The organism is uncultured Fretibacterium sp. (genome assembly GCF_938030725.1).
Taxonomy (GTDB): Bacteria; Synergistota; Synergistia; order Synergistales; family Aminobacteriaceae; genus Fretibacterium.
The window spans coordinates 12,127-38,058 of record NZ_CALHIQ010000125.1; the positions used below are offsets into that span (position 1 = coordinate 12,127).

Here is a 25,932-nt window from a genome sequence, read left to right on the forward strand (position 1 = left end):
TATGGCGGGCCGGCGACGGGACGAAGGCGTCAGCCGCCGGGGACGTTCCACCGCCGGAAGGTCAAAGGGGGCACAGCGGCCCCCACCCCCCTGGGGCGTTCCCCTCCCCGCACGGGCAAGGTCATCTGAAAAACCTTCTGTATTCTAGCATAAGCGGGCCGCCCCCGCGACAACCCTCAACTTTTCGTCCCCGCCGCCGATAACCTTAACGGGATAGTGGGCGGCGCACCGGGTGTAAAATATTGAGGTGGCGGACGAGGATGGATCCGCGCCGCCGTCTGGATTTCAAGCATTCAACAGGAGGTTGCTGTCATGGCTTCTACGACCGTGTCGGGCGTTGCGTCAGGGATCGACTGGGAGGGCATCATCAAGAAGATGACCGAGATGGCCTCCAAGCCCGCGCAGGTTCAGGTGAACAAGCGGAAGAACCTGAACAACAAGAAGACCCTCTTTGAGGAAATGAAGGTCGCGATGCAGAAGATGCACTCCTCGATCTCCTCGCTGAAGCTGCCCTCGACCTATCGGGCCAAGGAGGTGAAGGTGGAGCGCTTGGATTCGAACGGCTCCTACAAGGGCGTGCTGACGGCCTCCGTCACGAGCGACGCGGAGGTCAACGTCTACAACCTCGAGGTCCAGCAACTGGCCCGGGCTCAGTTGCAGCGGTCAAACGCCTTCTCGGGCTCGCTGTCCGACGTCTTCCAGGGTCCCTTGCAGGGCCTGACCAGCACCCGCCTTTGGATCAGCTCCGGAGGGCGGAAGGCCCAGGTGGACGTCCTCGCCTCGGACACCCTGGAGTCGCTGGCCAAACGCATCAACACGACGATCAAGACCATGAACCCGCCCATGGGGGTCACGGCCTCCGTCGTGGACGGACGGCTGATCCTGAAGAGCGACAAGACGGGCCTGGAGGAGACGACCTCCAAGGAGGTCATCAAGCGCTCCGACCAGTCCTGGGACGCCCTCTCCACCCTCTCCATCGACCCGTCCACGCTGTCGGGCGGCGACGTCACCGTCACGGGGGACGGCAAGACCTGGATGAACGGCAAGGACTTCGACGTGGTGGGGAACCAGATCCGCTGGCGCGAGTACGACGACCAGACGGCCAAGGCCGGCGACACCTATCACGTGACCTATAAGGCGGCGGCGGGCGACGTCTACTCCAGGGAGGTCACCCGGGCCTCGGGGGACCTCCTGGACCGCGCCGCGCTGGACTTCGTCCCCAGCAGCGCGAACCTGACCGCAGGCACGTCCAAGATCACGATCAAGGACGAGGACGGAGCCTCCTATGAGTACGGCACCGCCTTCACCCTGGCGGGCAAGTCCATCGTCTGGAAGGGCGACAACCGGCCGGCGGACGGCAAGAAGTACACGGTGACCTACGAGCCGGCGGCGGGCGAGAAGTTGACCCTTCAGGTGAAGCGGGGAGACACGGACGAGATCAAAGATTCGGGTAACGCTATAACCTATTCGTCGATTGCCGGGGGCACGGCCGTCATCACGCAGGGGGGTAAGACGTACCGGGAGGGCGAGGACTTCGACCTCATCGCGGGCACGGACGGAAAGGCCAACGTTCGCTGGCGCCGCGAGGCGGCCTGGAGCGCTCCAAAACCCGGCGCTGACTACACCCTCTCCGTCTCCGGGCTGACGGGAGGGGACAAGACCTTTAGCGTGACGCGCACCGATACAGATTCGCTCATTATGAAGGACCGTGGGTTCTCCACGGCAGAGGGCACGATCGCGAAGGTGGAGTACGGCAATCTTTCCACGGCTGGCACCCTGGGGGTCACGAATACCGGCTCGGGCTCGCCCAAGACGTTTACGTTCACCTGGACTCCGACGTCTACGCCCACGCATCTGACTGGCTTTCCCAATGCCGGCACGGAACTTACCGTCAACTACAAGCGTCGGGCGAACACCTTCACGCTGTCCGACAACGGCTCGGGGCTCCTGAGCGCCCTGGGGCTGGATCTGAAGGACGCGGAGCACTTCACGGAGGCTCAGGACGCCGTCATGCTGCTGGACGGGAACAAGGTGACGCGCTCCTCCAACGACATCGGCGCGGACTACGGCAACGAACTGATCAAGGGCATGACCCTCAAGTTGAAGGGCGTCGGCAAGGTGTCGATGGACGTGGAGCACGACGCGGAGAAGGCGGTCAAGGCCATTGAGGGCTTCGTGGAGAGCTACAATGACCTGATGGGCTGGATCAACACCCGCTCCTCCGAGAAGGAGCTGGACAAGTCCGCCAAGGCCACGGTGGACGCCAACGACTTCCGCATGAGGTGGGGCGCGCTCTACGGCAACTCGCTCCTGCGCGACTGCAAGAGCCGCCTGCGCACCATCGTCTCTCAGGACTACACCTTTACCTTCAAGGAACGGAAGAGCGCGGACGCCCTCTACGGCACGATGGCCCGGAACGGGCTGGCCGGCGAGGCGACCCTGCGCGTGAAGGTGGGGGACCGCTCCGCCGATATCCCCGTGAAGCCGGAGGACACCCTGGAGACCATCGCGGAGAGGATCAACGACACCTCGAAGGGAGGGGCGGCGGCGGCCCTGCACTACGACGGCGAGGGGAAGGAGAAGGACTACGTCCGGGCCTCGGTGGAGGGCGACCGGCTTGTGGTCCGGGCGGCCGACAAGACGGAGGTTTCCCTCTCCGGCCAGGCCGCCATGAAGGCCCTCAAGCTGAACTACACCTACCGGGGCGCCTACCAGTTGGGGCTCAAGACGACGAAGGACGACTACGGCAAGAGCGGCAAGCTGGAGTTCGACTCGAAGGATTTCATGAAGGCCATGACGAGGAACCCCGAGGAGGTTCAGCAACTGATGGTGTCCTTCGCGGGCGAGATGGACACCTACTGCAAGTCGATGCTGAGGTCCTCCGAAGGGGGAACCTCCGGGACGCTGACCCGCGAGATCGGGGATCTCGCCAAGCAGATCAGCAACATCGACAAGGACCTGGAGAAGTTCCAGAAGCGTCTGGAGGAGAAGCAGGAAGCCCTGCGCAGGCGGTACGCCAGCGCAGAGAACCGGATCGCCAAGCTCTCGCAGCAGGCCAATGCCCTCAGCAACATCATTGGGATGATGCAGCAGAACAACAAGGGGTCGGGCTCGCAGTCCTCGTAGTCCGGCCGCCGCAGGGTCCGGATGGCGCAGAAGACGACACCGCGGCATGGAGTCCCTCCATGCCGCGTTTTTTATGCCTCGGACGGCGGACCTCAAGCCCTCCGCGCTATGTTATCATTATGTGCGGATGGCGCGGGGGAACCGACGCCCTACGGAGGTGCTTTTGTCTTGAAGGAGTTGGAGCGTGAAGGCGGGCACTATTTCGGTGAGATCGTGGAGATCATCGAGCGGCTGCGCGCGCCGGGCGGCTGCCCCTGGGACCGGAAGCAAACCATGGAAAGCCTGCGGTCCTGCATCACGGAGGAGGCCTACGAGCTGGCGGACGCCATCACGCGACGCGATATGGCGGGCGTGAAGGAGGAGGCGGGGGACCTGCTGCTCCAGGTGGTGTTCATCGCGTCTTTGGCGCGGGAGTCCGGAGCCTTCGACATGAGGGACGTGGTCCGGGGAATATGCGACAAGCTGATCCGCCGCCACCCCCACGTCTTCGGCACGGAGGAGGCCCGCGACAGCGACGCGGTGCTGCGCAACTGGGAGCGCATCAAGGCCGAGGAACGGCAGGAGAAGCACCAGGACCTCTCCATCCTGGCGGGGGTGCCGGAGGGCCTGCCGCCCCTGCTCAAGGCCAGCCGCCTTCAGGGCAAGGCCGCCCACGTGGGCTTCGACTGGCCCGATGGCGACGCGGCCCCTCTCTTCGCCAAGCTGGACGAGGAGCTGGACGAGCTGTGGGAGGCCACGAGCCGTGGGGACGCCCGGGACGTGGAGGAGGAGCTGGGGGACGTGCTGTTCATGACCGTCAACCTGGCGCGCCGCCTGAAGGTGGACCCGGATGCGGCGCTATCCCGTGTCTGCACCAAGTTCAAGGACCGCTTCCAACTGATGGAGCGCATGGCCGCGGAGGAAGGCCGGACGATGTCCGACCACTCACTGGAGGAGCTGGACGCCCTGTGGGACCGCGCCAAGGAGCGCCTGTTCCGCGAGGAGGAGCGGGGCCGCGGGCCGTCCCCACGCTGAGGCCCTACGGTTTTTTTATCGAGTACGGAACGAATCGGCGGCTGATCGCCGAGGGATCACTTAAAGAGTCGGCGCGGCGCCGGTCGCCGCGGACAGAGCACGGAGGTTTGTGATGGGTGAGGCAAGAAGGGTTCGCATCACGGAAACGGTGCTGAGGGACGCGCATCAATCCCTCATCGCCACGAGGATGAGCACGAAGGATATGCTGCCCATCCTGGAGAGGATGGACGAGGCGGGCTATTGGGCCCTTGAGATGTGGGGAGGCGCGACGTTCGACAGCTGCATGCGCTTCCTGGACGAGGACCCCTGGGACCGCCTGCGCCTGATCCGGTCCCGGGTCAAGAGGACGAAGCTGCAGATGCTCCTGCGTGGCCAGAACCTGGTGGGCTACCGTCACTATGCGGACGACGTGGCGCGGGAGTTCGTCAAGCGCGCCGTGGGCAACGGCATTGACATCGTGCGCATCTTCGACGCGCTGAACGACCTGCGCAACGTGGAAACGACGGCGGATCAGGTGAAGAAGGAGGGGGCGCACCTCCAGCTCTGCATTTCCTACACGCTGTCCCCCGTCCACACCCTGGAGGCCTTCGCGGAGATGGCCCAGAAGATGGCGGAGATGGGGGCGGACTCCATCGCCATCAAGGACATGGCAGGCCTCCTGAACCCCGTGGATTGCGCGAAGCTGGTCCGGGCCATCAAGGAACGGGTGAGCCTGCCCATCGAAATCCACAGCCACTCCACTACGGGCCTTGCGTCCATGACGTACTACGCGGGACTGGAGGCCGGTGCGGACATCGTGGATACGGCGATCTCCCCCTTCTCCCTGGGCACCAGCCAGCCCCCCACGGAGTCCATGGTGGCGGCGCTGGCGGGTGGGGAGTTGGACACGGGCATCGACCTCGAGAAGCTGCTCCCCGTGTGTGAGCACTTCAAGAAGGTCCGTGAGAAGTATAAGGCCCTTTTGCCGGCCGTGGCGGGTGTCAACATCAATATCCTGCGCTACCAGATTCCGGGCGGTATGTACTCCAACCTCGTGAACCAACTGAAGGAGCAGAACGCGCTGGACAAGCTGGAGGACGTTCTGAAGGAGGTGCCGGTGGTGCGCAAGGCCATGGGCTACCCGCCCCTCGTGACGCCCAGCAGTCAGATGGTGGGCACCCAGGCGACGCTGAACGTCCTGACGGGCCAGCGGTGGAAGGTGATCCCCAAGGAGATTCGCCTGTACTTCCAGGGCTACTACGGTCAGCCGCCGGCGCCGGTGGACCCGGAGGTCCGGAAGATCGCCATCGGCGACGAGGAGCCCATCACGTGCCGCCCGGCGGACAAGCTCGACCCGGAGATGGACGAAGCGCGCAGGGCCGTGAGGGCCTGGTCGCTGCAGCCGGAGGACGCGCTGACCTGGGTCATGTTCCCGGCGGTAGCGAAGGACTTCCTGCCGCGCAGGTTCGGCAGGGTGACGAAGCGCGACATCGGCTTCGGAGACCCCGTGGACGGCATGGCCTACCCGGTGTAAAGACGCCATGGACGAGCTGAGGCAGGGGCGCGCCGTGCCCCCATATGCGGAGATGGTGCCGCTGGTTGGCGAGGGCGCGATGGCGCGCCTCGTCGGGCCTCACGACGAGAACCTGGAGGCCGTGGAGGCCCGGTATCCCGTGTCCCTCTCCGTCCGGGAGGGGGCCGTGCGGGCGTCGGGGCCGGACGAGGAGCCCGTCCGCATCGTCGCCCGCCTCCTGCGGGAGCTGGCGGCGGTGGCGGAGAGCGGGCACGAGGTTCGGGCCGCCGACGTGAGGCGCGCGATGGACGCCCTGGCGGAAGGGCGCGAGCCGAAGCTGGAGGCGCTCTACAGCGAGGTCATCTGCACGACGGCGCGGGGCAAGCCCATCCGCCCCAAGACCGCGGGGCAGAGGGCCTACGTCCGGGCCATCCGGGCGAACGACATCCTCTTCGCGGTGGGGCCGGCCGGGACGGGCAAGACGTACCTGGCGGTGTGCGAGGCCGTTTCCATGCTCAAGGAGGGCAGGATTAGCCGCATCGTGCTGGTGCGGCCCGCCGTCGAGGCGGGTGAGAGCCTGGGCTACCTTCCGGGGGACCTGCGAGAGAAGGTGGAGCCCTACGTTCGGCCGCTCTACGACGCATTCTACGACCTCCTGTCCCCGGAGCGCTTCGCGCGCTGCGCGGACAAGGGCGTCATCGAGATCGTCCCCCTGGCCTACATGAGGGGTCGGACCCTGAACGACAGCTTCATCATCCTGGACGAGGCCCAGAACACGACCCCCCCGCAGATGAAGATGTTCCTGACGCGGCTTGGCTTCGGGTCCCGAGCCGTGGTCACGGGGGACGTCACGCAGATCGACCTGCCCCAGGGCCGCCCTTCCGGCCTCCTGAGCGTCCGGGAGATATTGAAGGGCATCGAGGGCATCGGGTTCTTTGACCTGACGGATGCGGATGTGGTCCGTCACGAAATCGTCCAAAAGGTGGTTCAGGCCTACGAACGCTATGAAAAGGATAATGCTTGATTCCGGCGCCGTGCCCGCGGACAGGGCGCGGCGCGCGGCGCTCCTGCGGGACTACCTCGTTCCCGTCCTCATCCTGCTGATCGCGGGCGTTTCCATCGTTCTGGTTCAGTGGGCGGTCCTCAGGAACTCGGAGCGCGGCTACCAGACGGGGCGCCCCTCGCCGGAGACCTACCGCGTCGTGTCGCCGATCCGGTACGACGACCACACGGCGGCGGAGGCGCTGCGCAGGATGGCCAACGAGAGCGTAGTGGGCGTCACCGTGCGCGACGTGGCGGCGAAGGACCGCCTGAATCGACGTCTTACGGAGCTTCGTGCGGTTCAGAGCCCCGCGCAGGAGGAGGTGACCTTCATTCCCGCTCCCCTCCTGAACGCCATCGTCAGCCTGAGCGACGACAGGCGGCAGAAGCTACTGGACCTGACGTCCCGCGTGGGGAACGCCTACATCGACCGGCTGGAGTCGGGCGACGCGATGGGGAACTCCACGAAGGCCGCGCTCTTGTGGACGGAGATCAACCGGGAGAACCCCTCCGCCGAGGACGCGAACCTGGTCTACCAGATCCTCGCGAAGCTCGGGGACCTCGTCTATCACGTGGACAGCAAGCTGACGGAAGGGGTGCGCCGCCTGGCGGAGAAGGGCATCCCGTCCATCGTCCGGCGCCTGGAGCCGGGGGACGTCATCGTCGAGCTGGGGCAGGTCGTCACGCCTCAGATCGCGTCCCTGCTCCACATGCAGGGCTACGCGGAGGACGCCTTCCCCATGGTGCAGCTGATCATCGTCCTGGTCCTGGTTATGGTCCTTCCGCTGTGGCTTGAGGTCCTGGGGCGCGACGTGGGGCACAACCGCCCCTCCTGGATGTGCATCGTCTTCACCGTCGCCGTTTCGTGGCTCTGCGGCGCTCTGGCGGCCCGCCTCGGCTCCGCCGGAGCCGGCGTCCTGCCCGCCGTCCTGACGGTCTGCCTCTGCGTTTCCGGGTCCTTCGCCTTCAGCGTGGCGCTGGCGGGGACGGCGTCGGGGGTGTTCATCATCATGGGGCTTTTGGTTTCGGACCTGCTCCTCCTGCTGTCCATGTCGGTGATCGCCTCCACGGCGGGCTTCTACCTGCTGATGCGCCTGGACTCGCGGGAGCAGCTGACGCGGCGGGTGTTCGCGCTGGCGGTCCTCATGGCCCTGACCAACGTCCTCATTCGCTGGCTCGAGGGCTTCCCGCTGGATGCGGATTCCTTCCGCATCTTTCCGGTCCCCGGCGCCTTCTGGATGGAGAGCGGACGGTTCGTCCTCGTCGAGCTGGTGATGTGCGTCGTCATCACCCTGCTGCTTCCGATGGTGGAGAGCTACATTGGAGTGCTGTCGATCCTGCGGCTGCGGGAGCTGAGCCACCCGTCGAGCCCCCTGCTGCGCGAGCTGCAGCGCTCCGCCCCCGGTACCTACCAGCACTGCCTCACGATAGCGACGCTGATCGAGGAGCCCGCCATGGCCCTGGGGATGGACATCAACCTGGTGAAGGCGGGCGCCTATTACCACGACATCGGCAAGCTTCACGACCCCCTTTTCTTCGTCGAGAACCAGGGAGGCGGCTTCAACCCCCACGACGGCATGAGCCCGACGCTGTCGGCCTACACCATCATCTCCCACGTCCGCTACGGGTTGGACAAGGCCCAGGAGAACGGCCTGCCGCGCCGGCTCCGGGACTTTATCGCGGAACACCACGGCACGACCTGCGTCCGCTACTTCTACAACAAGGCGCTGGCCAAGGCCAAAGAGGGGAAGGAGGGAGAGGTGGACCGTTCCTCCTTCTGCTACCCCGGCCCCCGGCCCCAGTCCCGCGAGACGGCGCTCCTGATGATCGTGGACTCCCTTGAGGCCGCGGTGCGCAGCATGGGACTAGACCAGGAGCTTCAGGAGCAGGGGTCGGAGGGAGTGGAGGCCTCCCACGACAGCGGCCGGACGGCGCACCCCAACCGGGGCCGCAGCCAGTCCATCAAGGCGTTGGAGCGGACCATCGATCAGGTGATCGCCAGCAAGATGGCGGAGGGGCAGTTCGACGACGTGGACTTCACCCTGAAGGACGTCACCTGCATCAAGGCGGCGCTCCTGCGGGCGCTGCTCAACATGTACCACACCCGGCGGGTCCGGAAGATCGAGCGTCCCCAGTCGGGGCGGACGGAGCCGATCGCCGGGAAGGAGTCGCCGGCGCCTTGAGCTGGACCGCCCGATCTGCGGCCGTGCCTTCGGGGCGCGGCCGCGCCCTTGTGGTATACTTTCAAAACGGCGTCCCCGCGGGCGGGAGCGCCGGATGGGGCGGCACCGTTGCCGCGCGACTTCGTCTTTTGCGGCCTTGGGGCCGTTTGAACTCTTTGGGGGGTATTTTCTCTTGAAGTTAGTGTTGAGCGTCGAGGCCCCGGAGGGCGGGGATCCTCAAAATCCCGTTCCGATATCCGCGTGGAGCGCGTTTGAACCGGTGCTGGAGGAGGAACTTCTGGACCTCTTCCCGGAGATGGCCGGCTATGGGAACGTGGAGGTGTCCATCTCCATCCTGAGTCCGGAGGAGATTCGGGCGGTGAACCAGGACTACCGGGAGTGCGACGAGGCGACGGACGTGCTGTCCTTCCCCATGTGGGAGGAGGACGGACGCTTCACGCCGGACTCGATGCTGGCCGGCTCCGTCCTGCCCCTGGGGGACGTGATGATCTGTCCGGGGGAGGCGCGCGCGCGAAACGACGCGGCGTCGGAGGAGGAGGCGCTGTGCCTGGTGCTAGCCCACTCCTTCCTGCACCTCCTGGCCTGGGACCACGACACGGAGGAACGACAGGCCGCCATGTGGGATCGTCAGGCGCGCCTTCGGGATCGCCTTTTGGCCGCGCTGGCCTCCGCCGGACGGGAGGCGCGCTGAGATGGGAGGGATCGACGCGCACGCCCTCGCCGGCGCGTTGAAGGACGGCCTGTGGTTCCTGTTCCTGTTCCTCCTCTCCGCCCTCTTCAGCGCGGCGGAAACGGCCATCACGACGACGGGGCGGAGCCGTCTGTTCCTCCTGCAGGAGAGCCGGCCGTTTCTCCGCTCCGTGCTTCAGTGGATCGTCGACGACGTGCAGCAGCCGCTCACGGTCTGCCTGATCTCCAATAACGTCGTAAACATCGCCGCCAGTACGCTGGCCTCCAGCATCGCGCTGCACGTGTTCGGACCTCGCGCGCTGGTATGGGTGGTGCCCATCATGACGCTCCTCATCGTCATCTTCGGCGAGATCCTGCCGAAGAGCGCTGCGATGGTCCACCCCGAGGGCATCCTGCTGTTCACGTCCCCCTTCCTTCGCTTGCTCTCCTTCGTCCTGCTGCCCTTCGCGTGGCTGATGCGGAAGTGCGTGAACTTCATCGGCTTCCTGCTGCACCTGAACCTGGAAACGAAGAAGGTGTTCGTGACGCGGGACGAGATCGAGCAGGTGGTGAAGATCGGGGAGGAGAGCGGCGCCCTGGAGGCCTCGGAGCGCCGCATGATCGACGGGATCATCGACTTCGACGAAACCCGCGTCCACGAGATCATGGTGCCCCGGACGGACATGCTGACGCTCGAGGCGGAGGACACGCTGGAGGAGGCCGTGAACCTCTTTATCGAGCACGGGCACTCCCGCATCCCCGTCTACGAGGAGAACCTGGATAACGTCGTCGGCATCCTCTACGTGAAGGACACGCTGAAGTGCCTGCGGGACGCGGACCTGAGCTGCGAGGTGCGGAGCCTGCTGCGCCGGCCCATCTTCGTTCCGGAGACGATTCGGACGGCGGAGCTGCTGGAGGCCATGCGGCGGGACCACATCCACATCGCCATCGTCGTGGACGAGTATGGCGGCGTGGCGGGCCTCGTGACCATGGAGGACATCCTGGAGGAGATCGTTGGGGAAATCCAGGACGAGTACGACCAGGAGGCGCCCGACATCCAGAGGATGGAGGACGGCAGCTACCTCGTCCAGGGCAGCACCAGCCTCGAGGACCTGAGCGAGGCGCTGGGCTGTCCCTTCGAGTCCGAGGACGCGGAGAGCCTGGGAGGGCTGGTGCTCCTCCTGTCGGGGGGCTTCCCACGGGCGGGCGACGAGTTCCTCTATCGGGATTGGCGAATCAAGGTCGTGGACCTTGGTGAGCACCGGATCAAGGTCCTGAGCATGAGGCGGAAGGACGCCGGGGCTTCCGCTTGAGGCGTTTTGAGGGGGAGGGGATCGTGATGGACGGAGAGGGACGGAGCGCGTGGCCCTTCCGAGAGGTGACGCCGGAGGCGCTTCTGGCGAGGGCGGAGGCCGCCGCGTGGCGCGCCTACGTGCCCTATTCGCGCTTTCGCGTGGGGGCGGCACTGCTCATGGAAGACGGCGCCGTGGTGACCGCCGGCAACGTGGAGAACGCCTCCTACGGCCTCACCCTCTGTGCGGAGCGCTGCGCCGTGGCCGTCATGGTCGCGCAGGGGCGGCGTTCCCCCGTGGCCGTGGCCGTGGTCGGTTTTGGGGCGGAGGAGCGGGAGCGCCGCGGCGTCGTCCCCTGTCCCCCCTGCGGTGCCTGCCGTCAGACGCTCATGGAGTTCAACCCGGAGCTGCGGGTGGTGCTGGCCTCGGAGGAGGGGCCGCAGATCTTCGCGCTGTCGGAGCTTCTGCCTCACGCCTTCACGCTGAGCGAGGGGGGCCGCCGGTGAGTGGGGCTGCGGCGGCGGGCCTCCGGTGCGGCGTGGTGGCGCTGGTGGGGCGCCCCAACGTGGGCAAGTCCTCCCTGGTGAACGCGCTCCTTCGGGCGCGGGCGGCCGTGGTGTCCCCCAAGCCCCAGACGACGCGCAGCGCCGTGCGCTGCATCTACAACGACGAGCGGGCTCAGATCGTCTTTACGGACACGCCGGGGCTCTACTGCCCCAGGGACAGACTGGGGCGCTTCCTGACGGAGTCCGCCGCGGCGGCACTGGAGGACGCGGACGCCGCCTGCTGGATCGTGGAGGCGGGGGACCGAAGCCTCCGAGCGGAGGACCGGGAGGCGGCCCGGGCGCTGGCGGACTTCAAGGGCCCCGTCGTCCTGGTGGCGAACAAGGCGGACGCCGCGGACCCCGAAGGGGCCTTTGAGCTCTACGGCAGGTTGCGCCCCTTCGCGGGCCGTGCCGCCGTTTCGGCAAAGATGGGGCGGGGGATCGAGGCCCTCGTGGACCTGCTCCTGCCCTTTTTGCCGGAGGGGACGCCCTGGTACGACCCGGACGTCCTGATGGACACGACGGAGCGGTTCATGGCCTCCGAGGCGATCCGAGGCCACGTGCTGGCCCTGCTGCGGGACGAGGTGCCCCACTGCACGGCGGTGGAGGTTCAGGAGTACAAGAGCCCGGAGGAGTACCCGGACCGGAAGCGGCTCTACATCCGCGCAGCCCTTATCGTGGAAACGGAGGGGCAGAAGGCCATCCTCATCGGCGCGTCGGGGTCCATGATCAAGCGGATCGGCCGCGCCGCCCGGACGGAGCTGGAGGAGATCACGGGCCTGCCGGTCTACTTGGACCTGTGGGTAAAGGTTTCCCCGCGCTGGCGACAGTCGGAGGCCGTGCTGCGCCGTCTGGGCTATGCCTGATGCCGAGGCAGGGGCTCCTCTCGGCGTCGGGCACGGTGCTGTCCCGCCGGAGGGCAGGGGAGGGCGGGCTGAGGCTGACGCTCCTGCTGAAGGGGCAGGGCCTGACCTGGGCCTCGGCCCCCGGAGCGGAGCGGGGCCGCGTGCGCCTGGGCGGAGGGACGGAACCCTTCGTGTGGGGCGTCTTCGGCCTGTACCGAGGGCGCAGCGGCGGGCTCTACGTGAACAGCGTGGACGTCGCGAAGGACATGCTCTTCCTCCGGCGCCGGCCCGAAGCGTTGCGGCTGGCCGTGAGCTGGTCCAGGCTCCTGACGCGCCTTTTGATGGCGGACCACCCGGCGGACGACGTGCTGGCGAACCTCTACTGGAACATGACGCTCCTGGCCGCACCTGAGGTCCCCGTGCCGGCGGTGAACTGGCGCTTCCTGCGGCGCTGGCTCGTCCTGTGGGGGCTGGCGCCGGACCTGACGCGCTGCGCCCGCTGTGGGGCGCGGCCGAAACGGGCGGCCTGGACGGAGGAAGGGCTGCTGTGCCCGGACTGCGCGCCGGACGCGGCGCGGACCCATCCGGCCTTTACGGCCGAGGAGCTGGCGCTGCTCCTGCGCGTGGCGGAGTCCTCCGCGGACGCGCTGCCCCGCGCCTTCGGCTCTTTTGAGGGACGGGGGCCGGCCGGAGGCGGAGAGCCCTTTGCCGTCGCCGCACGCTGTGCGGCGGGCCTGCTGGAGGGCGGGGCGCGGTAGCCGCGCAGGGCGGCGTCGAGCGCCTTCCGAGCCCGCGTCAATTTCGTCAATTTAAGGGAGAGCGCTTCCGAACGCCTTTGCTGCGCCTGAGGCGGCTTGTCTTCTGCGGCCGTCGATGCGTCAATCAGCGCGATTCAGCGCTTCCCTAAGGAGAGATGAGGTTTCATGAACTTTCAGGAACTGTGCTTTCGGCTTCAGCGCTTCTGGAGCCAGAAGGGCTGCGTGGTGCGGCAGCCGTACGACGTCGAGGTCGGCGCGGGGACGATGAACCCCGCCACGGCGCTGCGGGTGCTGGGGCCGGAGCCGTGGCGAACCGCCTACGTGGAGCCGTCGCGCCGTCCGGCCGACGGGCGCTACGGCCAGAACCCCAACCGCCTTCAGCACTACTATCAGTATCAGGTCATCATCAAGCCGGCGCCGGCCAACATCCAAGACCTCTACATTGAAAGCCTGACGAGCCTGGGGATCGAGCCCGAAGAGCATGACATCCGCTTCGTCGAGGACGACTGGGAGAACCCCTCCACGGGCGCCTGGGGCCTGGGGTGGGAGGTGTGGCTGGACGGGATGGAGATCACGCAGTTCACCTACTTCCAGCAGCTGGGCGGCGTGAACATGGAGGCCGTTCCGGCCGAGCTGACCTATGGCCTGGAGCGCATCGCCATGTACGTTCAGAAGGTGGACAGCGTCTACGACCTGAAGTGGACGGACAGCGTCACCTACGGCGACGTACACCTCCAGGGCGAGATCGAGCACTCCCGCTACAACTTCGAGGTGGCGGACACGGACATGCTCTTCAAGCTGTTCCGGGCCTACGAGGCCGAGGCGGGCCGCATCCTGGACGCCGGCCTGGTGCTGCCCGCCTACGACTACGTGCTGAAGAGCTCCCACACGTTCAACCTCCTGGACGCCCGCGGGGCCATCAGCGTCACGGAGCGCACCAGCTACATCGGGCGGGTCCGCGCCCTGGCCTGCCGCTGCGCTGCGGCCTGGCGCAAGCAGCGCGAGGACATGGGCTTTCCGCTGATGGGGCGGTTTGACGCCGCCCGCGCCGGAGAATCGTTCTTCGAGGGGGGGAATGCGTGATGGCGCTGAAGAACGTGGTGCTGGAGATCGGAACGGAGGAGATCCCCTATCGTTTTATACCGGACGCGCTGGCGGCGCTGAAGCAGGGGGCCGCCTCCGCCCTGACGGGAAGCCGGATTGGCTTCAAGGACGTGAACGCTTACGCCACGCCTCGCCGCCTGGTGCTGATCGCGTCGGGGGTTGAGGAACAACAGCAGGCCCTGATGGAGAGCTTCAAGGGGCCGCCCCTGGCCTCGGCCTACGACGACGAGGGGAACCCCACGCGGGCGGCCCTGGGCTTCGCGAAGAGCCGGGGCGTTTCGGTGGACGACCTGAAGAGGGATACGGTGAAGGGCGTTGAGTACGTCATGGCGGAGGTCCGCGAGGAGGGCCGCGCTACCCGGAGCGTCCTGCCGGACCTGCTGCGCGGCCTCATCGAGGGGCTGACCTTCCCCAAGAGCATGTACTGGAACGATCCCGGCGTGCGCTTTGCGCGGCCCATCCGCTGGATTCTGGCCCTTGCGGACGACCAGGTGATCCCCTTCAGCTTCGCCGGCGTGGAGAGTGGACGGACGACGAGCGGGCACCGCTTCATGGGCAAGAAGGCCATCGAGGTGAAGGACGCTGCGGACTTCATGGGGGCGCTGTTCGAGAACAAGGTCATCCTGGACCAGGACCGGCGCCGCCAGGAGATGCTGGCAGCGGTCACGAAGCTGGAGAACCAGTTCGAGGGGAACCTGAAGGCGGAGCTGCCGCCCGAGCTGGTGGAGGAGAACCTCTACCTGGTGGAGTACCCCGTTCCTTTCGTCGGCTCCTTTGACGCGCGCTACCTGGAGATTCCTGAGGAGGTGCTGGTCACCTCCATGAAGAAGAACCAGAAGTACTTCCCGGTCCGCAACGCGGACAGCAAGAAGCTGGCGAACTTCTTCATCGGCGTCAGCAACAACCGGGCGGAGAACATGCAGGTGGTCCGGGAGGGCAACGAGCGCGTCCTGAGGGCGCGCCTTGAGGACGCCGCCTTCTTCTGGAAGGAGGACCTCAAGCGCTCCCTCTCCTCCTACGTCGACCGCTTGAAGGACGTGACCTACCAGGAGAAGCTGGGAAGCATGAAGGAGAAGGTGGAGCGGACGCAGAAGCTGGCGCTCTGGCTGTGCGGGGAGCTGAAGCGGAAGGACCTCGCCCCCCTGGTGGAGCGCGCGGCCTGGCTCTCCAAGGCGGACCAGGTGACGAGCATGGTCTTTGAGTTTCCGGAGCTTCAGGGAGTCATGGGCCGGGAGTACGCCCTGCGTTCCGGGGAGGACCCCCGCGTGGCGAAGGCCATCTTCGAGCACTACCTCCCCCGCTTCGCGTCGGACGCTCTGCCGACGGACGACGTGGGGGCCATCCTTGGCGTTGCGGAGCGCCTGCACATCATCACGGCCTGCTACAAGGTGGGGCTTGAGCCCACGAGCGCCCAGGACCCCTATGCGCTGCGGCGCGCGGCCCGCGGCATGAACGAGATCCTCTGGGCCAGGAACCTGGACCTCGACGTGGATGCCGCCGTGGACGAGGCCTGCCGCATCAACGAGGTGGACGGAGACACGCGGCTTCGGATCGGGGCCTTCCTGTCTGAAAGGCTGAAGGGACAGCTTTATGAACGTGGCTACGACAAGGACCTGGCTGTCCTGGCCATCTCCGTCATCGGCCGGATGCCCAACCAGGCGCTGCGCCTGATGGAGGTCCTCACGGAGGTCCGGGAGCAGGAGTGGTTCGTGAACCTGGTGTCCGCGGCGGTGCGCGTGCGCAACATTCTGCAGAAGGCGGGGCGCGAGGTGCAGCGGGGTGAGCGCCTGGAGGCGGACCCCTCCCTCATGACCGTTCAGGCAGAGCGCGAGCTGGACGCCGCCGTTTCAAACCTGGAGCCCTCCGTGCGCATCGCCCTGGAGTCCCACGACTGGCAGGCGCTCATGGAGCTCCTGGCGAAGCTCTCCCCTGTGGTGACGACCTTCTTCGATGACGTGATGGTGATGGATCGGGACGAGGCCGTGCGGAACAATCGCCTGATGATCCTGGAGCGGTGCGGCGCGCTGTTCAGCGAGGTGGGCGACATCGGCTCCATCAAGCTGGCGTCCGCGGAGGAGCTGGCGCCGAAGGGATAGGCGGGGACCTTCACGGTCCGATGGGGGGGGCCGCGTGCGGCCGCCCTTTTTTCAGAGCTTGACGGGGAGGGAAGGGACTTGGGACAGGACAGGGAGTTCGCTCAGCGGGTGCGCCGCCTGAAGCGCGAGCTCTACGACGAGTACGGCTTCTTCTACTATGTGCCGATGGCGGAGTCCTACGCGGTGCAGCTTCCCGTCACCGTCAGCTGCAGCTATGGGCGCTGCCTGTTCTGCGACCTGAACCAGGGCATGCGGTTCCGCGCGCTCTCCATGGAGGAGATCGCCGCGAACGTCGAGCGCCTTCAGGCGATCCACGAGCGGGACCGCAGGCCTCCCACGCGCTTCCTCCTGGCGGGAGGCAACCCCCTCGTGCTGGGGACGGAGGCGCTCCTGCGCATTGCGGGGATGGTGCGCAGCGCGTTCCCTTCGTGCGCCTACATCTCGGCCTTCGCGCGGGCGGACGACGTGCTGCGCAAGACCCCGGCGGAGCTGGAGGCCCTGCGCGGCGCCGGGTATGACCGCTTCTGCCTGGGCGTCGAGTCCGGGTCGGATCGGGTGCTGCGCTACCAGGAGAAGGGCGTGGGGCGCGAGGAGAACGCTCGCGCTATGGCGGCGCTGGAGGCGGCGGGGATAGCCTTCTCCGTCTACGTCATGCTGGGCCTGGGAGGGCGGGAGATGTCGGCGGACCACGTGGAGGGGACGGCCAGCCTGCTGAACGCGGCCCGCCCCTTCGAGCTGACGGTGGTGACGCTCGTGATCTTCAAGGGCGCCCGCCTGGCGGAGCGGGTGCGCGCCCGCGAGTTTCGGCGCCTCTCGCCCCTGGAGGCGATGCGGGAGGGGCGGGACCTCCTGTCCCGGCTGACGCTCTCCACGGTGTGGAACGCCACGCACAAGACGAACCTCTTTCCCATCAAGGGGCGCATCCCCCTGCATCGGGAACGGCTGTTGCAGCGCCTGGATGAGGCCGACCGGGAGTTGTCGGGCCCTGGCGCAGGGGAGCGTGATCTCCTGCGCTGGCGCAGCTGGGGGGTGGAGTAGTGGGGACGCCGCCGCTTTCTCCGCGCGAAGGCCTGTGCTAGAATTTTTCATAAGGAAGCTGCACACGCGAACCAGGGAGGTGGAAGGATGGACAGGCCTCAGGCCGTCACGGCGGCGGATCAGGCGTACCGGGAGATTCGCCGCTGCATCCTGTTGCGGCAGTACGCCGCGGGGGAGCGGCTGTCGGAGGTGGAACTGGCGCGCCAGGCCGGCGTCAGCCGCACGCCGGTGCGCGAGGCCCTGCGCCGTCTGGGGGAGGAGGGCTTCGTCGTCGTCGTGCCCAGCCAGGGCGTGTGGGTGGCGGACCCGACGCCGGAGGGCATGGAGCAGGCCTACGAGGTGCGGGAGGTGCTGGAGTGCAAGGCCGTCGCCAAGGCGGCCGCCAACGTCACGCCGCTTCTGATCGCGCGGCTTGAGGCGAAGGTTGCGGAGGAGGAGAGCATCATCCAGAACCGGGACATAGACCGCTACATGACGGTGAACACGGATTTCCACATGACGCTGGCCATGGGCAGCGGCAACGGGGTGATGGTGGACTTCATCCGGCGCATCCTCATGATCACGGGGGTCTACATGGCCTTCTTCAACCCCTTCTTCGACGAGTCGACCCTGGAGGAGCACCGTCGGATCGTGCGCGTGGTGAGCACGGGCGACGTGGAGGGCAGCGTTGCCGTCATGCGGGAGCACATTCGGCTCCGCGTCCCGAATGCGGAGTGGCGCCTGCCGGGCGGAGCGTGACTGACGGCCCGTGAGCAAGGGCGAACGGCAGCCGGAAGGCTCCCCGAAGGGGAGGGGTGTAGGGGCGGCGAGTGTTTTTCATAAGACGCGCCTGTCTGACCTCTCTCGCCAACGCCGAAAGACGACAATAAATTGTCCTCTCTCGCCAACGCCGAAAGACGACAATAAATTGTCCTCTTTCGGCACAGCCGACCGACCGGCCCCCTCCGCCCCCGTCCGGCTAGCGCCTCCTGAGAAGGAGGAGGCCCGCCACGACGGCCAACCCCATCAGGCCCGACAAGCCGGCGCTGCACCCGTTCAGGCCCTCGTTCTTCCGGTCCGAGTCCAGACTGAAGGGCAGGTCCCGGCTGTACTGCCGCCCGTTTATCTTCCAGTGGAGCGTGGAGCGCCACTCCCCCTCCCCGATGCGGAACCTGAACCGGTACTGGTAGAAGCCCTCGCTGCGGCGCGCGTCGTCGTATTCGAACCTTCCGCTCAGGCTCCCGTTCCGCTGTCTCAGGACCATGTAGACGGAGCCCGTGTCCGGCTGGCGGTTGAAGCGCGCCGTCGTGGTCATGTAGTCGCCCGGGTAGGCGGGGCCGGAGGTCACCCGGTAGGAGGCGAGACCATTCTCAACGCTTTCCTCCCGGATCAGCGAAATGCTCTCCTCGTACCGCTTCGTCTCCGCGTCCCCACCCGGAGCGTTCCAACGGAGGAAGGCGCGGCGCATCCCGGACTCCGCCTTGAAGGTCACGGAGGCGCGCCACTCGGAGGCGCCCTCGTACGTCCGCTGCTCGCCGTCGCTCTCCCGGAGGGACCAGGAGCGCAGGGACTTGCCCTCAGCATCCGTCACGGAGACGACCAGCGTCCCGTCCTGGGGACGGAGGCCGTAGCGAAAGCGGACCGTCAGCGTCATGTTCTCGCCCGCGACGGGTTCATCAGGGTAGGACCTGAACTCGATCAGCCCGACGTCCCCGGAACTCGTCACCCCCGCCTCCGCAGCACAGGGGAAAAGGCCAAACGCCGCCAGAGCCGCCAAAAGCAGCCCCACCCCTCCGAAAGCCCTCAACGGTCCGCACACAAATTTCCTCATCAAATCAACGTGCTCCTTTCAATATATATTGATGCTCGATATTTTATGATGCTCTTACGCTCCCCATTGCCGTTGCACCACACCTCTGTGGAGCGTTTCAACGCGCTCAGTTGCCGATGTGCAGCAGGTTGTCCAGCAGTTGCTCCTTGAGCTGGTCCTGCGTGGACCGATCCTCCGGGCTCCCGCCGCCGGGGCCGGTGGGGAACTTCAGGTTCAGACGGAACTGGGTGTCATCCCTCTGCTTCTGCTGGTTTCCGTTGAGGGAGTCCAGCGGAAGGTAGTCCTGCAGGGGCTTGTCGATCTTCAGGTTCAACAGGCGCAGCTCCTGCCAACTGTTGGACAGGGTGAAGGATACGTCCTGGAAGTCCCGGCCCCGCAGCCCGATGGCGCGGCCCAGCGTGTCGCGCACCAGGCCCCCGGACAGACCGCCCGTCATGTACTGAAACACGCCCTTCAGGGCCCCAAGGATCTGGTCCAGCAGCTTGAGGTCGAAGCGCCCTTTGCAGACCAGCTTCAGCCCCTTGCCGGGGATGCCCAGGGAGCCGTTGACGGAGAAATAACGGTAGAGCGGCTCCTCCGGCCCCGCCGTGGCCTGGGACCCCGGGTTCAGGAAGAGGTCCGACCCGTCCCAGAAGAAGGTCCCCCGGACGTGCTCAAAGCTGATGCGCTTCGTGGGGGAGATCGCGTCGATGAGCTCCATCCCCCGCAGACAGCCGCTGGAGGTGATGAAGCGCCCCGCGGCAAAGCTCGTGGCCAGGAAGCCGAAGTTCCCCTTCAGGTCCGCCTCCAGGTCCGCGCTGCCCACCAGCTCTCCCTCCGTCAGGAACGGCGCGGTGAGACGACCCAGGTCCACGTCCCGCGCGGTCAGCCGGCCCTTCCATCGGGAGCCCTTCAGGTCCGCCTCGACGCTCAGTCGGACGACACCCCCCGCCAGGTCGGCGCTGCCCTCCTTCATGAGGACCTTCCCCCTCCCCGTCAGGACCGTCATCGGGAGGGAGACGTTCGCGACGTCCACACTGCCCACGGCGGTGAGCTTCTTCGAGGCGACCGTCACCTCGATGGGCCCGTCCCCCGGCGCCGTGCCCCTGACGCTCACCGTCGCCGCGCCGGAGACCATGCCCACGGCCTGAGGGGCCACCTCCGCCGCCAGGACCCCCAGGTCCATCGGCGCCGTCCGCACCGTCCAGGCCCACGCCTTGCCCGCCCGCTTCAGGACGCCTTCCATGGAGAGCTTAAAACTCCCCTTCCGCCCGCTGGCCGTCAGGGCGTACCGGCCGGCCGATGGGGACGTGAGGGTGAGGGACGCAGCGTCGATCACCACCTGGTTGACGGAGACGGGGGAGTCCACCCGCAGCGTCAGGGCGGGCCGCGCCAGGGTCCCCTTCAGGGCCAGAGAGCCGTCCAGGGAGCCGCCCAGGGGGGCAGCCTCCAGGAAGCGCTCGGCCAGCGGCCGCAGCGCCAGCCCCTTGACGCTCATCGAAACGTCCAGGACGCTGTCCGCCAGACGCTTCTTCCCCGCCGTGACCCGGCCGCTGCCCGAAATCAGGGCCGACCCCACCCTGGCTTCCAGCTTTCGAATGGAGACCTGGGCCGCGTTTCCGCCCGCCGCGAGCGTCACCGTCGGGACCTCGACCCCCCAGGCCCGCACCCCCTCCGCCTGGAGGCTCGCCTGCAGGGAGGCCGTCGAGAGCTCGCCCTTCACGCTGAGGTGGCCTCGCACCGTCCCCGCCACCGGGACGGAGGGCGCGAGGTCCTTCACCAGGCGGGCCAGGTCCAGCGCCGGGACGGAGGCCGAGAGGTCCAGACGCGGGGAGCCCGGCGCGAAGGTCACATCGCCCCGCAGGGACACGACGCCCCCCGCCAGGCTCACCCGCGTCTCGGGCAGGGAGAGGCGGCCCGCCGCGTAGGTGGCCGAGACGTCCAGGTTCCCCAGGGGGACGTTCGCCGCCCGGTTGTTCCGCCCCCTCAGGCGCACCGTCGCGCGGGGGTCCTCAAAGCCCCCCTCGACCTCCGCCTCCAGGTCGCAGAGGCCTCGAAGCTGCCCCGCCAGTTGGGGGAAGGTTCGGGGGTCCAAGTCTCGGAGGCTGGCCTGGAAGGACAGGGTCCGATCCCCCAGGTCCGCCGCGCCCGACGCGGAGAGGGAGGCGGAGCCCAGCCGCGCCGTCAGGGAGTCCAGGCTCGCCCGTCCCCTTCGCCAGCGGAGGTCCGCCTGAAGGCCCGACAGATTGAGGCCCGCCGCGGAGAGCTTCTCCGACGCGACCCGGCCGGAGACGGAGAGGTCCTCCGCCACCCTGAGGGTGACGGTGGCCCGGCCCGAAAGCCGGTGCTCCGCCAGCGCCGGCAGCACGGCGGCGGCGCTGGACAGGTCGGCGTTCACCACGGAGAGGATCAGCCGGGGCAGGAGCTTTCCGTCCTTCTCCGCCACCTCGCCGCGCCCGAAGAGCTTGCCGCCGAACACCTCCCCGCCACAGGAGACCCTGGGGGCCTCCCCAGCCCCCAGGCGGGCGTCCAGGGTCAGCCCCTTCACCAGGCGCTGCCCCCCTGCGGAGACCTCCGGGAGGCGCGCCGCGAGGCGCCCCTCCCACCTCTCCAGGTCCCCGGAGAGGTCGAAGCTCACCAGCCCCCCCTCTCCCTCCAGCCCCGCGCCGGGGGCTGCGATGCGCCCAATCTCCCTCAGGGAGAGGTTTTGCGCTTCGCCGCGGGCCACGACGCGCAGCGCTTCCATCCCGCGGCTCAGGTCCGCCGAGGCCTCCAGCCGGATGGAGGACGCCGCCGTCCGGAGCTCGCCCCCCGCCACCGACAGGACCCCACCGGCCCAGCGCCAGGGCACCCGCAGGGAGAGGGGAACGTCCGCCACCGCGCCCTTCCGGAGGGTGAGCACCCCCTCGGCCTTCACGTCCCCGGAGTCCGCACGGACCTGAAGCCGTCCGTGCAGGAGGCCGGAGGCCCGCGGGGTTCCATCGGGAGCCAGGGCCATGAGGGGCGCCAGCGGCAGCGCCGACAGGTCCGCCCTGAGGTCCAGCACAGGCAGAATCCGCCCCTGAACCGCCCCTCGCCCCTCACCGACGCGGAGGTCTGAGGAGAGGACCTCGAGGGTCTGAAAGCTCACCCTCCCCTTCAGCGCGATGGGCAGGTCCTCCGCCATCGACCTGAGGCGGGCGGCGAGGGCCAGGTCCCCCTCCTCCGTCAGCGTCAGCTCGGAGAGGTCGAGGGTTCCCTGAGAAAGGATCAGGTGCAGGTCCCGCAGGGAGGCCCTCAGGGGGTACACGGCGGGGCTGGCCCCCTCCGCACCGCCTGCGAAACGTCCAGCCAGCTCTTGAATCCTCTCCACGTCGGCGCTTAGTCCCTGAACCTCAAGGGATCGGACCCAGGGGGTCCCCCGAAGGGTCAGCCCCCAATCCAGGCTGACGGCGGCCCGGTCCAGCGTCAGGTACGTCGCGTCCCCCGACGCCAGGACAAGGCCCTGCACCTCATAACCCTGGAACAGGGACCCCTCCACCCCCTCCAGCCTCAGGGCCGGCGTCATGGCGCCGCCGATCCATCGAGCCAGGGGTAGCACGAGCCAGGAGCCCGTGGGCAGCCAGAAGAGCGTCGCGGCCGTTGCCGCAACCAAAAGGAGCAGGGCCAACAGGCCCTTCAAGAACTTTGTCAAATGGAAAGACCTCGCTTCGTTCCTCATCAATTCCCACAACCGCAAAACAGCGAACGGACGCCGGGGCCACCTCTCCCCCGCGTCCCTGGACGCGATTATAAAGGAAACGGGGGGAAAAATCCTGGAGGCTTTTCCTCAATCTTACGGCCCCTCAAAAAACGCGCAGGAAGCCTGAGCCCTTCGACCTGCGGTCTGTGGGCTTCGAGGCTCCAATGCCGAAAGTGGGGCAAAAAATGAACCTTTGGTCCGTGTGGATGGAATTGTGGACAAGTGGACAACCCGGTGGATATTTTTCCGCGATGCGTTACGACATCGCCGTTCCGACCCGCAATGTGGATAAGTGGACGGTGTGGAAGAAGCGACGCCGGGGAAAAAATCAAGTCTTGACTTTTTTCGATTTTGACCTCAGCGTCCATTCCTCCATTCTCGCGAAAAGCACAAAAGGATTTCTACAAAATCGCAAAGTATGGTATAAATAGCCCCGTGCGCGCCGGAGAGCCAAGGTCCCGGAGTGCACACGACCGAACCCTTAAGGAGAAGTGCCCGTGAAAAAGACGCAGAAAAACCAGACCCCATCAGACGTGCGGAGAATCCAGGGCGGCGCGGGGGCCCGCCGCATCTTCAGCGACGTGGAGCGCCGCTACATCGCGCCGGAGGCCCTGGCCCTGGCCTCGTCGCTCCTGGAGTCCTGGGCCGTCCCCATGGAAACGATGGAGAAGGCCCTCATACAGGCCCTCGTCCTGGGGATGGCCAGCAACTCCGCCACCGACGCCTCCACCCTTCAGAACCTGGTGGACGCCGTGTCGCTGGACCCCACCTTCAGCATCCCGCTCCTGCTGGCACCCTCCCAGTCCCAGCCGAGCTGGGTGTGCTGATGAGCCCCGCCAAGAAAGCGGCGGCCAAAAAGCGTACGGCCCAGGGGCCGGAGGCCGCCACGGAAAAGGCACCCACGACCGCAGCAAAGGCGCCGGCCGCAAAGCGCGCGGCCAGGAAGCCAAAGGCTGTCGCAGAGAAGGCACCCGCGACGAAAGAGCCGGCCGCGAAGCCTGCGGCCAAGCGAACGAAGGCCGCCACGAAAAAGGCACCCGCGGCCGCAGCAAAGGCGCCGGCCAGGGCGTCCCGCAGGCGCACCGGCCCCCTCAGCGCCGAGGGGCGGACGCTGATCATCGTGGAGTCCCCGGAGAAGGCCCAGACCATCAATGGCTTCCTGGGGAAGGACTACCTCGTCCGGTCCAGCAAGGGGCACATCCGGGACCTGCCCCGCAGCCGCATGGCCATCGACATCGAGCACGACTTCAAGCCGGAGTACATCCTGGTCAAGGGCAAGGCCGCCCTGAAGAACGAGCTCCTGGCTCTGGCCCGGAGCGCCGCGAACGTCCTCCTGGCCTCGGACCCGGACCGCGAGGGGGAGGCCATCGCCTGGCACCTGGCGGAGGTGCTGGGGGTGGACCTGGCCAGCCGGTGCCGCGTGCGCTTCTACGAGATCACGGCCAACGCCGTGCGGAGCGCGGTGCAGGCGCCGGACTTCATCGACCAGAACCGGGTGGACGCCCAGCAGGCCCGCCGCGTCCTCGACCGGCTGGTGGGGTACACGCTGAGCCCCCTCCTCTGGAAGAAGATCCGCTACGGCCTCTCCGCGGGGCGCGTGCAGTCCGTGGCGCTGAACCTGATCTGCCAGCGGGAGCGCGAGATCCAGAAGTTCGTCCCGGACCCCTACTGGGTGGTGACGGTGCGGGCCTCCGCGCCGGGGGACCGCCTCTACGAGCTGAGGGCGGACCGGCTGGACGGGAAGTCCCTGATGAAGGGGACGCTGCCGCTCCTGATCAAGGACGAGGCCACGGCGGACGATATCCTGGAGGAGGTGCGGAACCACCCCCTGACCGTTTCGGAGTTCCGCCTGCGCGAGAGCCCCAGGGCGGCGCCGGCCCCCTTCCGCACCAGCACCCTGCAGCAGGAGGCCTCGCGGCGCCTCGGCATGGTGCCGCGGCGCACGATGCGCGTGGCCCAGGAGCTCTACGAGGGGCTGAACGTCCCCGGCCGCGGCAGCGTGGGCCTCATCACCTACATGCGCACGGACAGCCTGAGGCTCTCCGAGGAGGCTTTGGGGCTCTGCCGGGACTTCATCGAGCGGACCTACGGCGCCGAGCGGCTGCCGAAGGCCCCCAACGTCTACGCGGCGCCGGGCCGCAGCCAGGACGCGCACGAGGCGATCCGCCCGACGGACGTGACCCTCACGCCGGAGGCCGTCCGGGACGCGATGTCGCCCGAGCAGTTCCGCCTCTACGACATGATCTGGCGCCGGTTCACGGCGTGCCAGATGGCGCCCGCCGTCACGGCGAAGGCCACGCTGCGGGCGGAGGCCGGCCGCGTCGGCCTGAAGCAGGAGGGCGAGAGCCTGGTCTTCGACGGCTGGAGCGCGGTGTGGCCCCTGGACCTGAAGGGGGAGCGGCTGGAGCCCGTCGAGGCGGGGACGGTCCTGACCCCCACCGACATGACGAAGGAGCAGCGCTTCACGCGCCCGCCGGCCCGCTACTCGGAGGCCAGCCTAATCAAGACGCTGGAGGAGAACGGGGTGGGGCGCCCCTCCACCTACGCGACGATCTCCGGCACGCTCGACGTGCGCGGCTACGTGGAGAAGAACGAGGAGAAGCGCTTCTGCCCCACCGCCCTGGGGATGACGGTGGACGAGTTCCTGATGCGCTACTTCGACCGCAAGGACCTGTCCTCCATCGTGGACGCGGGCTTCACCGCCCAGATGGAGCGGGAGCTGGACGAGGTGGAGGAAACCCGCCGCCGCTGGCTGGACGTGGTGCGGGAGTTCTGGACCGAGTTCTCGCGAACGGTGGAGGAGGCCCAGAGCGCGGAGCGCGTGCCCCTTCCGGAGCCGGAGCCCATCGGTGAGGACTGCCCCGAGTGCGGGAAGCCTCTGGTGAAGAAGCGCGGGCGCTTCGGGGAGTTCATCGCCTGCACCGGCTACCCGGAGTGCCGCTACACCCGCGCCATCCTGAAGACCATCGGCGTGCCGTGCCCCAAGTGCGGCTCGGAGCAGGGCGGCACGGTGGTGAAGCGGCGCAGCCGGACCGGCAGGACCTTCTACGGCTGCTCCCGATACCCCGACTGCGACTACACCTCCTGGAACCAACCGACGGGCGACCGGTGCCCGGAGTGCGGGGCGGACCTCTACCGGCGCGGACGGACCCGCTTCTGCACCCAGTGCGGCTACAAGGCCGCGGACGACGCGCCCTCCGACGAGTGACGGGACGAAGC

18 protein-coding genes are annotated in these 25,932 nt (G+C 67.5%); 16 read left to right on the forward strand and 2 right to left on the reverse strand.

Annotated features, from left to right (window positions below; genetic code table 11):
- Window positions 1-312 precede the first annotated feature (312 nt).
- The 14 genes from fliD (at window position 313) to Q0629_RS07315 (ending at window position 17,941) form a co-directional block, all read left to right on the forward strand.
- Window positions 313-3,126, forward strand: a complete 2,814-nt coding sequence (fliD, locus tag Q0629_RS07250; protein WP_298780763.1) for a flagellar filament capping protein FliD — start codon at window positions 313-315, stop codon at window positions 3,124-3,126.
- Window positions 3,127-3,294: 168 nt separating this feature from the next.
- Window positions 3,295-4,140, forward strand: a complete 846-nt coding sequence (gene mazG / locus Q0629_RS07255) for a nucleoside triphosphate pyrophosphohydrolase (protein WP_366123205.1) — start codon at window positions 3,295-3,297, stop codon at window positions 4,138-4,140.
- A 112-nt stretch (window positions 4,141-4,252) separates the two neighbouring features.
- A complete protein-coding gene (locus tag Q0629_RS07260) occupies window positions 4,253-5,653 on the forward strand; it encodes a pyruvate carboxylase subunit B (RefSeq protein WP_298780766.1) in 1,401 nt (466 codons plus the stop codon).
- 7 nt (window positions 5,654-5,660) lie between these two features.
- Window positions 5,661-6,656, forward strand: a complete 996-nt coding sequence (locus Q0629_RS07265) for a PhoH family protein (protein WP_298780768.1) — start codon at window positions 5,661-5,663, stop codon at window positions 6,654-6,656.
- Entirely contained in the window at window positions 6,649-8,856 is a 2,208-nt protein-coding gene (locus Q0629_RS07270; protein ID WP_298780773.1) for an HDIG domain-containing metalloprotein, read from the forward strand. The genes Q0629_RS07265 and Q0629_RS07270 overlap by 8 nt, the downstream gene beginning before the upstream one ends.
- 181 nt (window positions 8,857-9,037) lie before the next feature.
- Window positions 9,038-9,547 carry an rRNA maturation RNase YbeY gene (gene ybeY, locus Q0629_RS07275; protein WP_298780843.1) on the forward strand — a complete coding sequence of 170 codons (510 nt, stop codon included), beginning with the start codon at window positions 9,038-9,040 and terminating at the stop codon, window positions 9,545-9,547.
- A 1-nt stretch (window position 9,548) separates the two neighbouring features.
- A complete protein-coding gene (locus tag Q0629_RS07280) occupies window positions 9,549-10,838 on the forward strand; it encodes a hemolysin family protein (protein ID WP_298780775.1) in 1,290 nt (429 codons plus the stop codon).
- Window positions 10,835-11,323 carry a cytidine deaminase gene (locus tag Q0629_RS07285; RefSeq protein ID WP_298780777.1) on the forward strand — a complete coding sequence of 163 codons (489 nt, stop codon included), beginning with the start codon at window positions 10,835-10,837 and terminating at the stop codon, window positions 11,321-11,323. Before Q0629_RS07280 ends, Q0629_RS07285 begins: the two co-directional genes overlap by 4 nt.
- On the forward strand, window positions 11,320-12,228 hold the full coding sequence (gene era, locus Q0629_RS07290) for a GTPase Era (protein WP_298780779.1): 909 nt from the start codon (window positions 11,320-11,322) through the stop codon (window positions 12,226-12,228). The genes Q0629_RS07285 and era overlap by 4 nt, the downstream gene beginning before the upstream one ends.
- Window positions 12,228-12,965: a DNA repair protein RecO C-terminal domain-containing protein gene (locus Q0629_RS07295; protein WP_298780781.1), complete on the forward strand. Its 738-nt coding sequence runs from the start codon at window positions 12,228-12,230 to the stop codon at window positions 12,963-12,965. Before era ends, Q0629_RS07295 begins: the two co-directional genes overlap by 1 nt.
- 165 nt (window positions 12,966-13,130) lie before the next feature.
- Complete coding sequence (gene glyQ, locus Q0629_RS07300) at window positions 13,131-14,048, forward strand: glycine--tRNA ligase subunit alpha (protein WP_298780784.1); 918 nt, start codon at window positions 13,131-13,133, stop codon at window positions 14,046-14,048.
- Complete coding sequence (gene glyS, locus Q0629_RS07305; RefSeq protein WP_298780787.1) at window positions 14,048-16,165, forward strand: glycine--tRNA ligase subunit beta; 2,118 nt, start codon at window positions 14,048-14,050, stop codon at window positions 16,163-16,165. Before glyQ ends, glyS begins: the two co-directional genes overlap by 1 nt.
- 78 nt (window positions 16,166-16,243) lie before the next feature.
- Window positions 16,244-17,203, forward strand: a complete 960-nt coding sequence (locus tag Q0629_RS07310; RefSeq protein WP_298780790.1) for a radical SAM protein — start codon at window positions 16,244-16,246, stop codon at window positions 17,201-17,203.
- A gap of 87 nt (window positions 17,204-17,290) precedes the next feature.
- Window positions 17,291-17,941 carry a GntR family transcriptional regulator gene (locus Q0629_RS07315; RefSeq protein ID WP_298780792.1) on the forward strand — a complete coding sequence of 217 codons (651 nt, stop codon included), beginning with the start codon at window positions 17,291-17,293 and terminating at the stop codon, window positions 17,939-17,941.
- A gap of 220 nt (window positions 17,942-18,161) precedes the next feature.
- Here the strand turns inward: Q0629_RS07315 and Q0629_RS07320 are convergent, their stop codons facing one another.
- Window positions 18,162-19,013: a hypothetical protein gene (locus Q0629_RS07320; RefSeq protein WP_298780795.1), complete on the reverse strand. Its 852-nt coding sequence runs from the start codon at window positions 19,011-19,013 to the stop codon at window positions 18,162-18,164.
- Between the two features lie 106 nt (window positions 19,014-19,119).
- Window positions 19,120-22,653, reverse strand: coding sequence for a hypothetical protein (locus Q0629_RS07325; RefSeq protein WP_298780797.1), 3,534 nt, complete (start codon window positions 22,651-22,653; stop codon window positions 19,120-19,122).
- Between the two features lie 557 nt (window positions 22,654-23,210).
- Here Q0629_RS07325 and Q0629_RS07330 point away from each other — a divergent pair.
- Window positions 23,211-23,540 (forward strand): hypothetical protein, encoded by a 330-nt coding sequence (locus Q0629_RS07330; protein ID WP_298780799.1) that lies wholly within the window; start codon window positions 23,211-23,213, stop codon window positions 23,538-23,540.
- Complete coding sequence (topA, locus tag Q0629_RS07335; protein WP_298780801.1) at window positions 23,540-25,921, forward strand: type I DNA topoisomerase; 2,382 nt, start codon at window positions 23,540-23,542, stop codon at window positions 25,919-25,921. Before Q0629_RS07330 ends, topA begins: the two co-directional genes overlap by 1 nt.
- Window positions 25,922-25,932: the final 11 nt, after the last annotated feature.

Bases quoted from the DNA above. Each gene is read 5' to 3' on its own strand.
- fliD (WP_298780763.1), top strand. From the start codon at position 313: ATGGCTTCTACGACCGTGTCGGGCGTTGCGTCAGGGATCGACTGGGAG.
- Q0629_RS07260 (WP_298780766.1), top strand. From the start codon at position 4,253: ATGGGTGAGGCAAGAAGGGTTCGCATCACGGAAACGGTGCTGAGGGAC.
- Q0629_RS07265 (WP_298780768.1), top strand. From the start codon at position 5,661: ATGGACGAGCTGAGGCAGGGGCGCGCCGTGCCCCCATATGCGGAGATG.
- Q0629_RS07270 (WP_298780773.1), top strand. From the start codon at position 6,649: ATGCTTGATTCCGGCGCCGTGCCCGCGGACAGGGCGCGGCGCGCGGCG.
- Q0629_RS07280 (WP_298780775.1), top strand. From the start codon at position 9,549: ATGGGAGGGATCGACGCGCACGCCCTCGCCGGCGCGTTGAAGGACGGC.
- Q0629_RS07295 (WP_298780781.1), top strand. From the start codon at position 12,228: ATGCCGAGGCAGGGGCTCCTCTCGGCGTCGGGCACGGTGCTGTCCCGC.
- glyQ (WP_298780784.1), top strand. From the start codon at position 13,131: ATGAACTTTCAGGAACTGTGCTTTCGGCTTCAGCGCTTCTGGAGCCAG.
- glyS (WP_298780787.1), top strand. From the start codon at position 14,048: ATGGCGCTGAAGAACGTGGTGCTGGAGATCGGAACGGAGGAGATCCCC.
- Q0629_RS07315 (WP_298780792.1), top strand. From the start codon at position 17,291: ATGGACAGGCCTCAGGCCGTCACGGCGGCGGATCAGGCGTACCGGGAG.
- Q0629_RS07320 (WP_298780795.1), bottom strand. From the start codon at position 19,013: ATGAGGAAATTTGTGTGCGGACCGTTGAGGGCTTTCGGAGGGGTGGGG.
- topA (WP_298780801.1), top strand. From the start codon at position 23,540: ATGAGCCCCGCCAAGAAAGCGGCGGCCAAAAAGCGTACGGCCCAGGGG.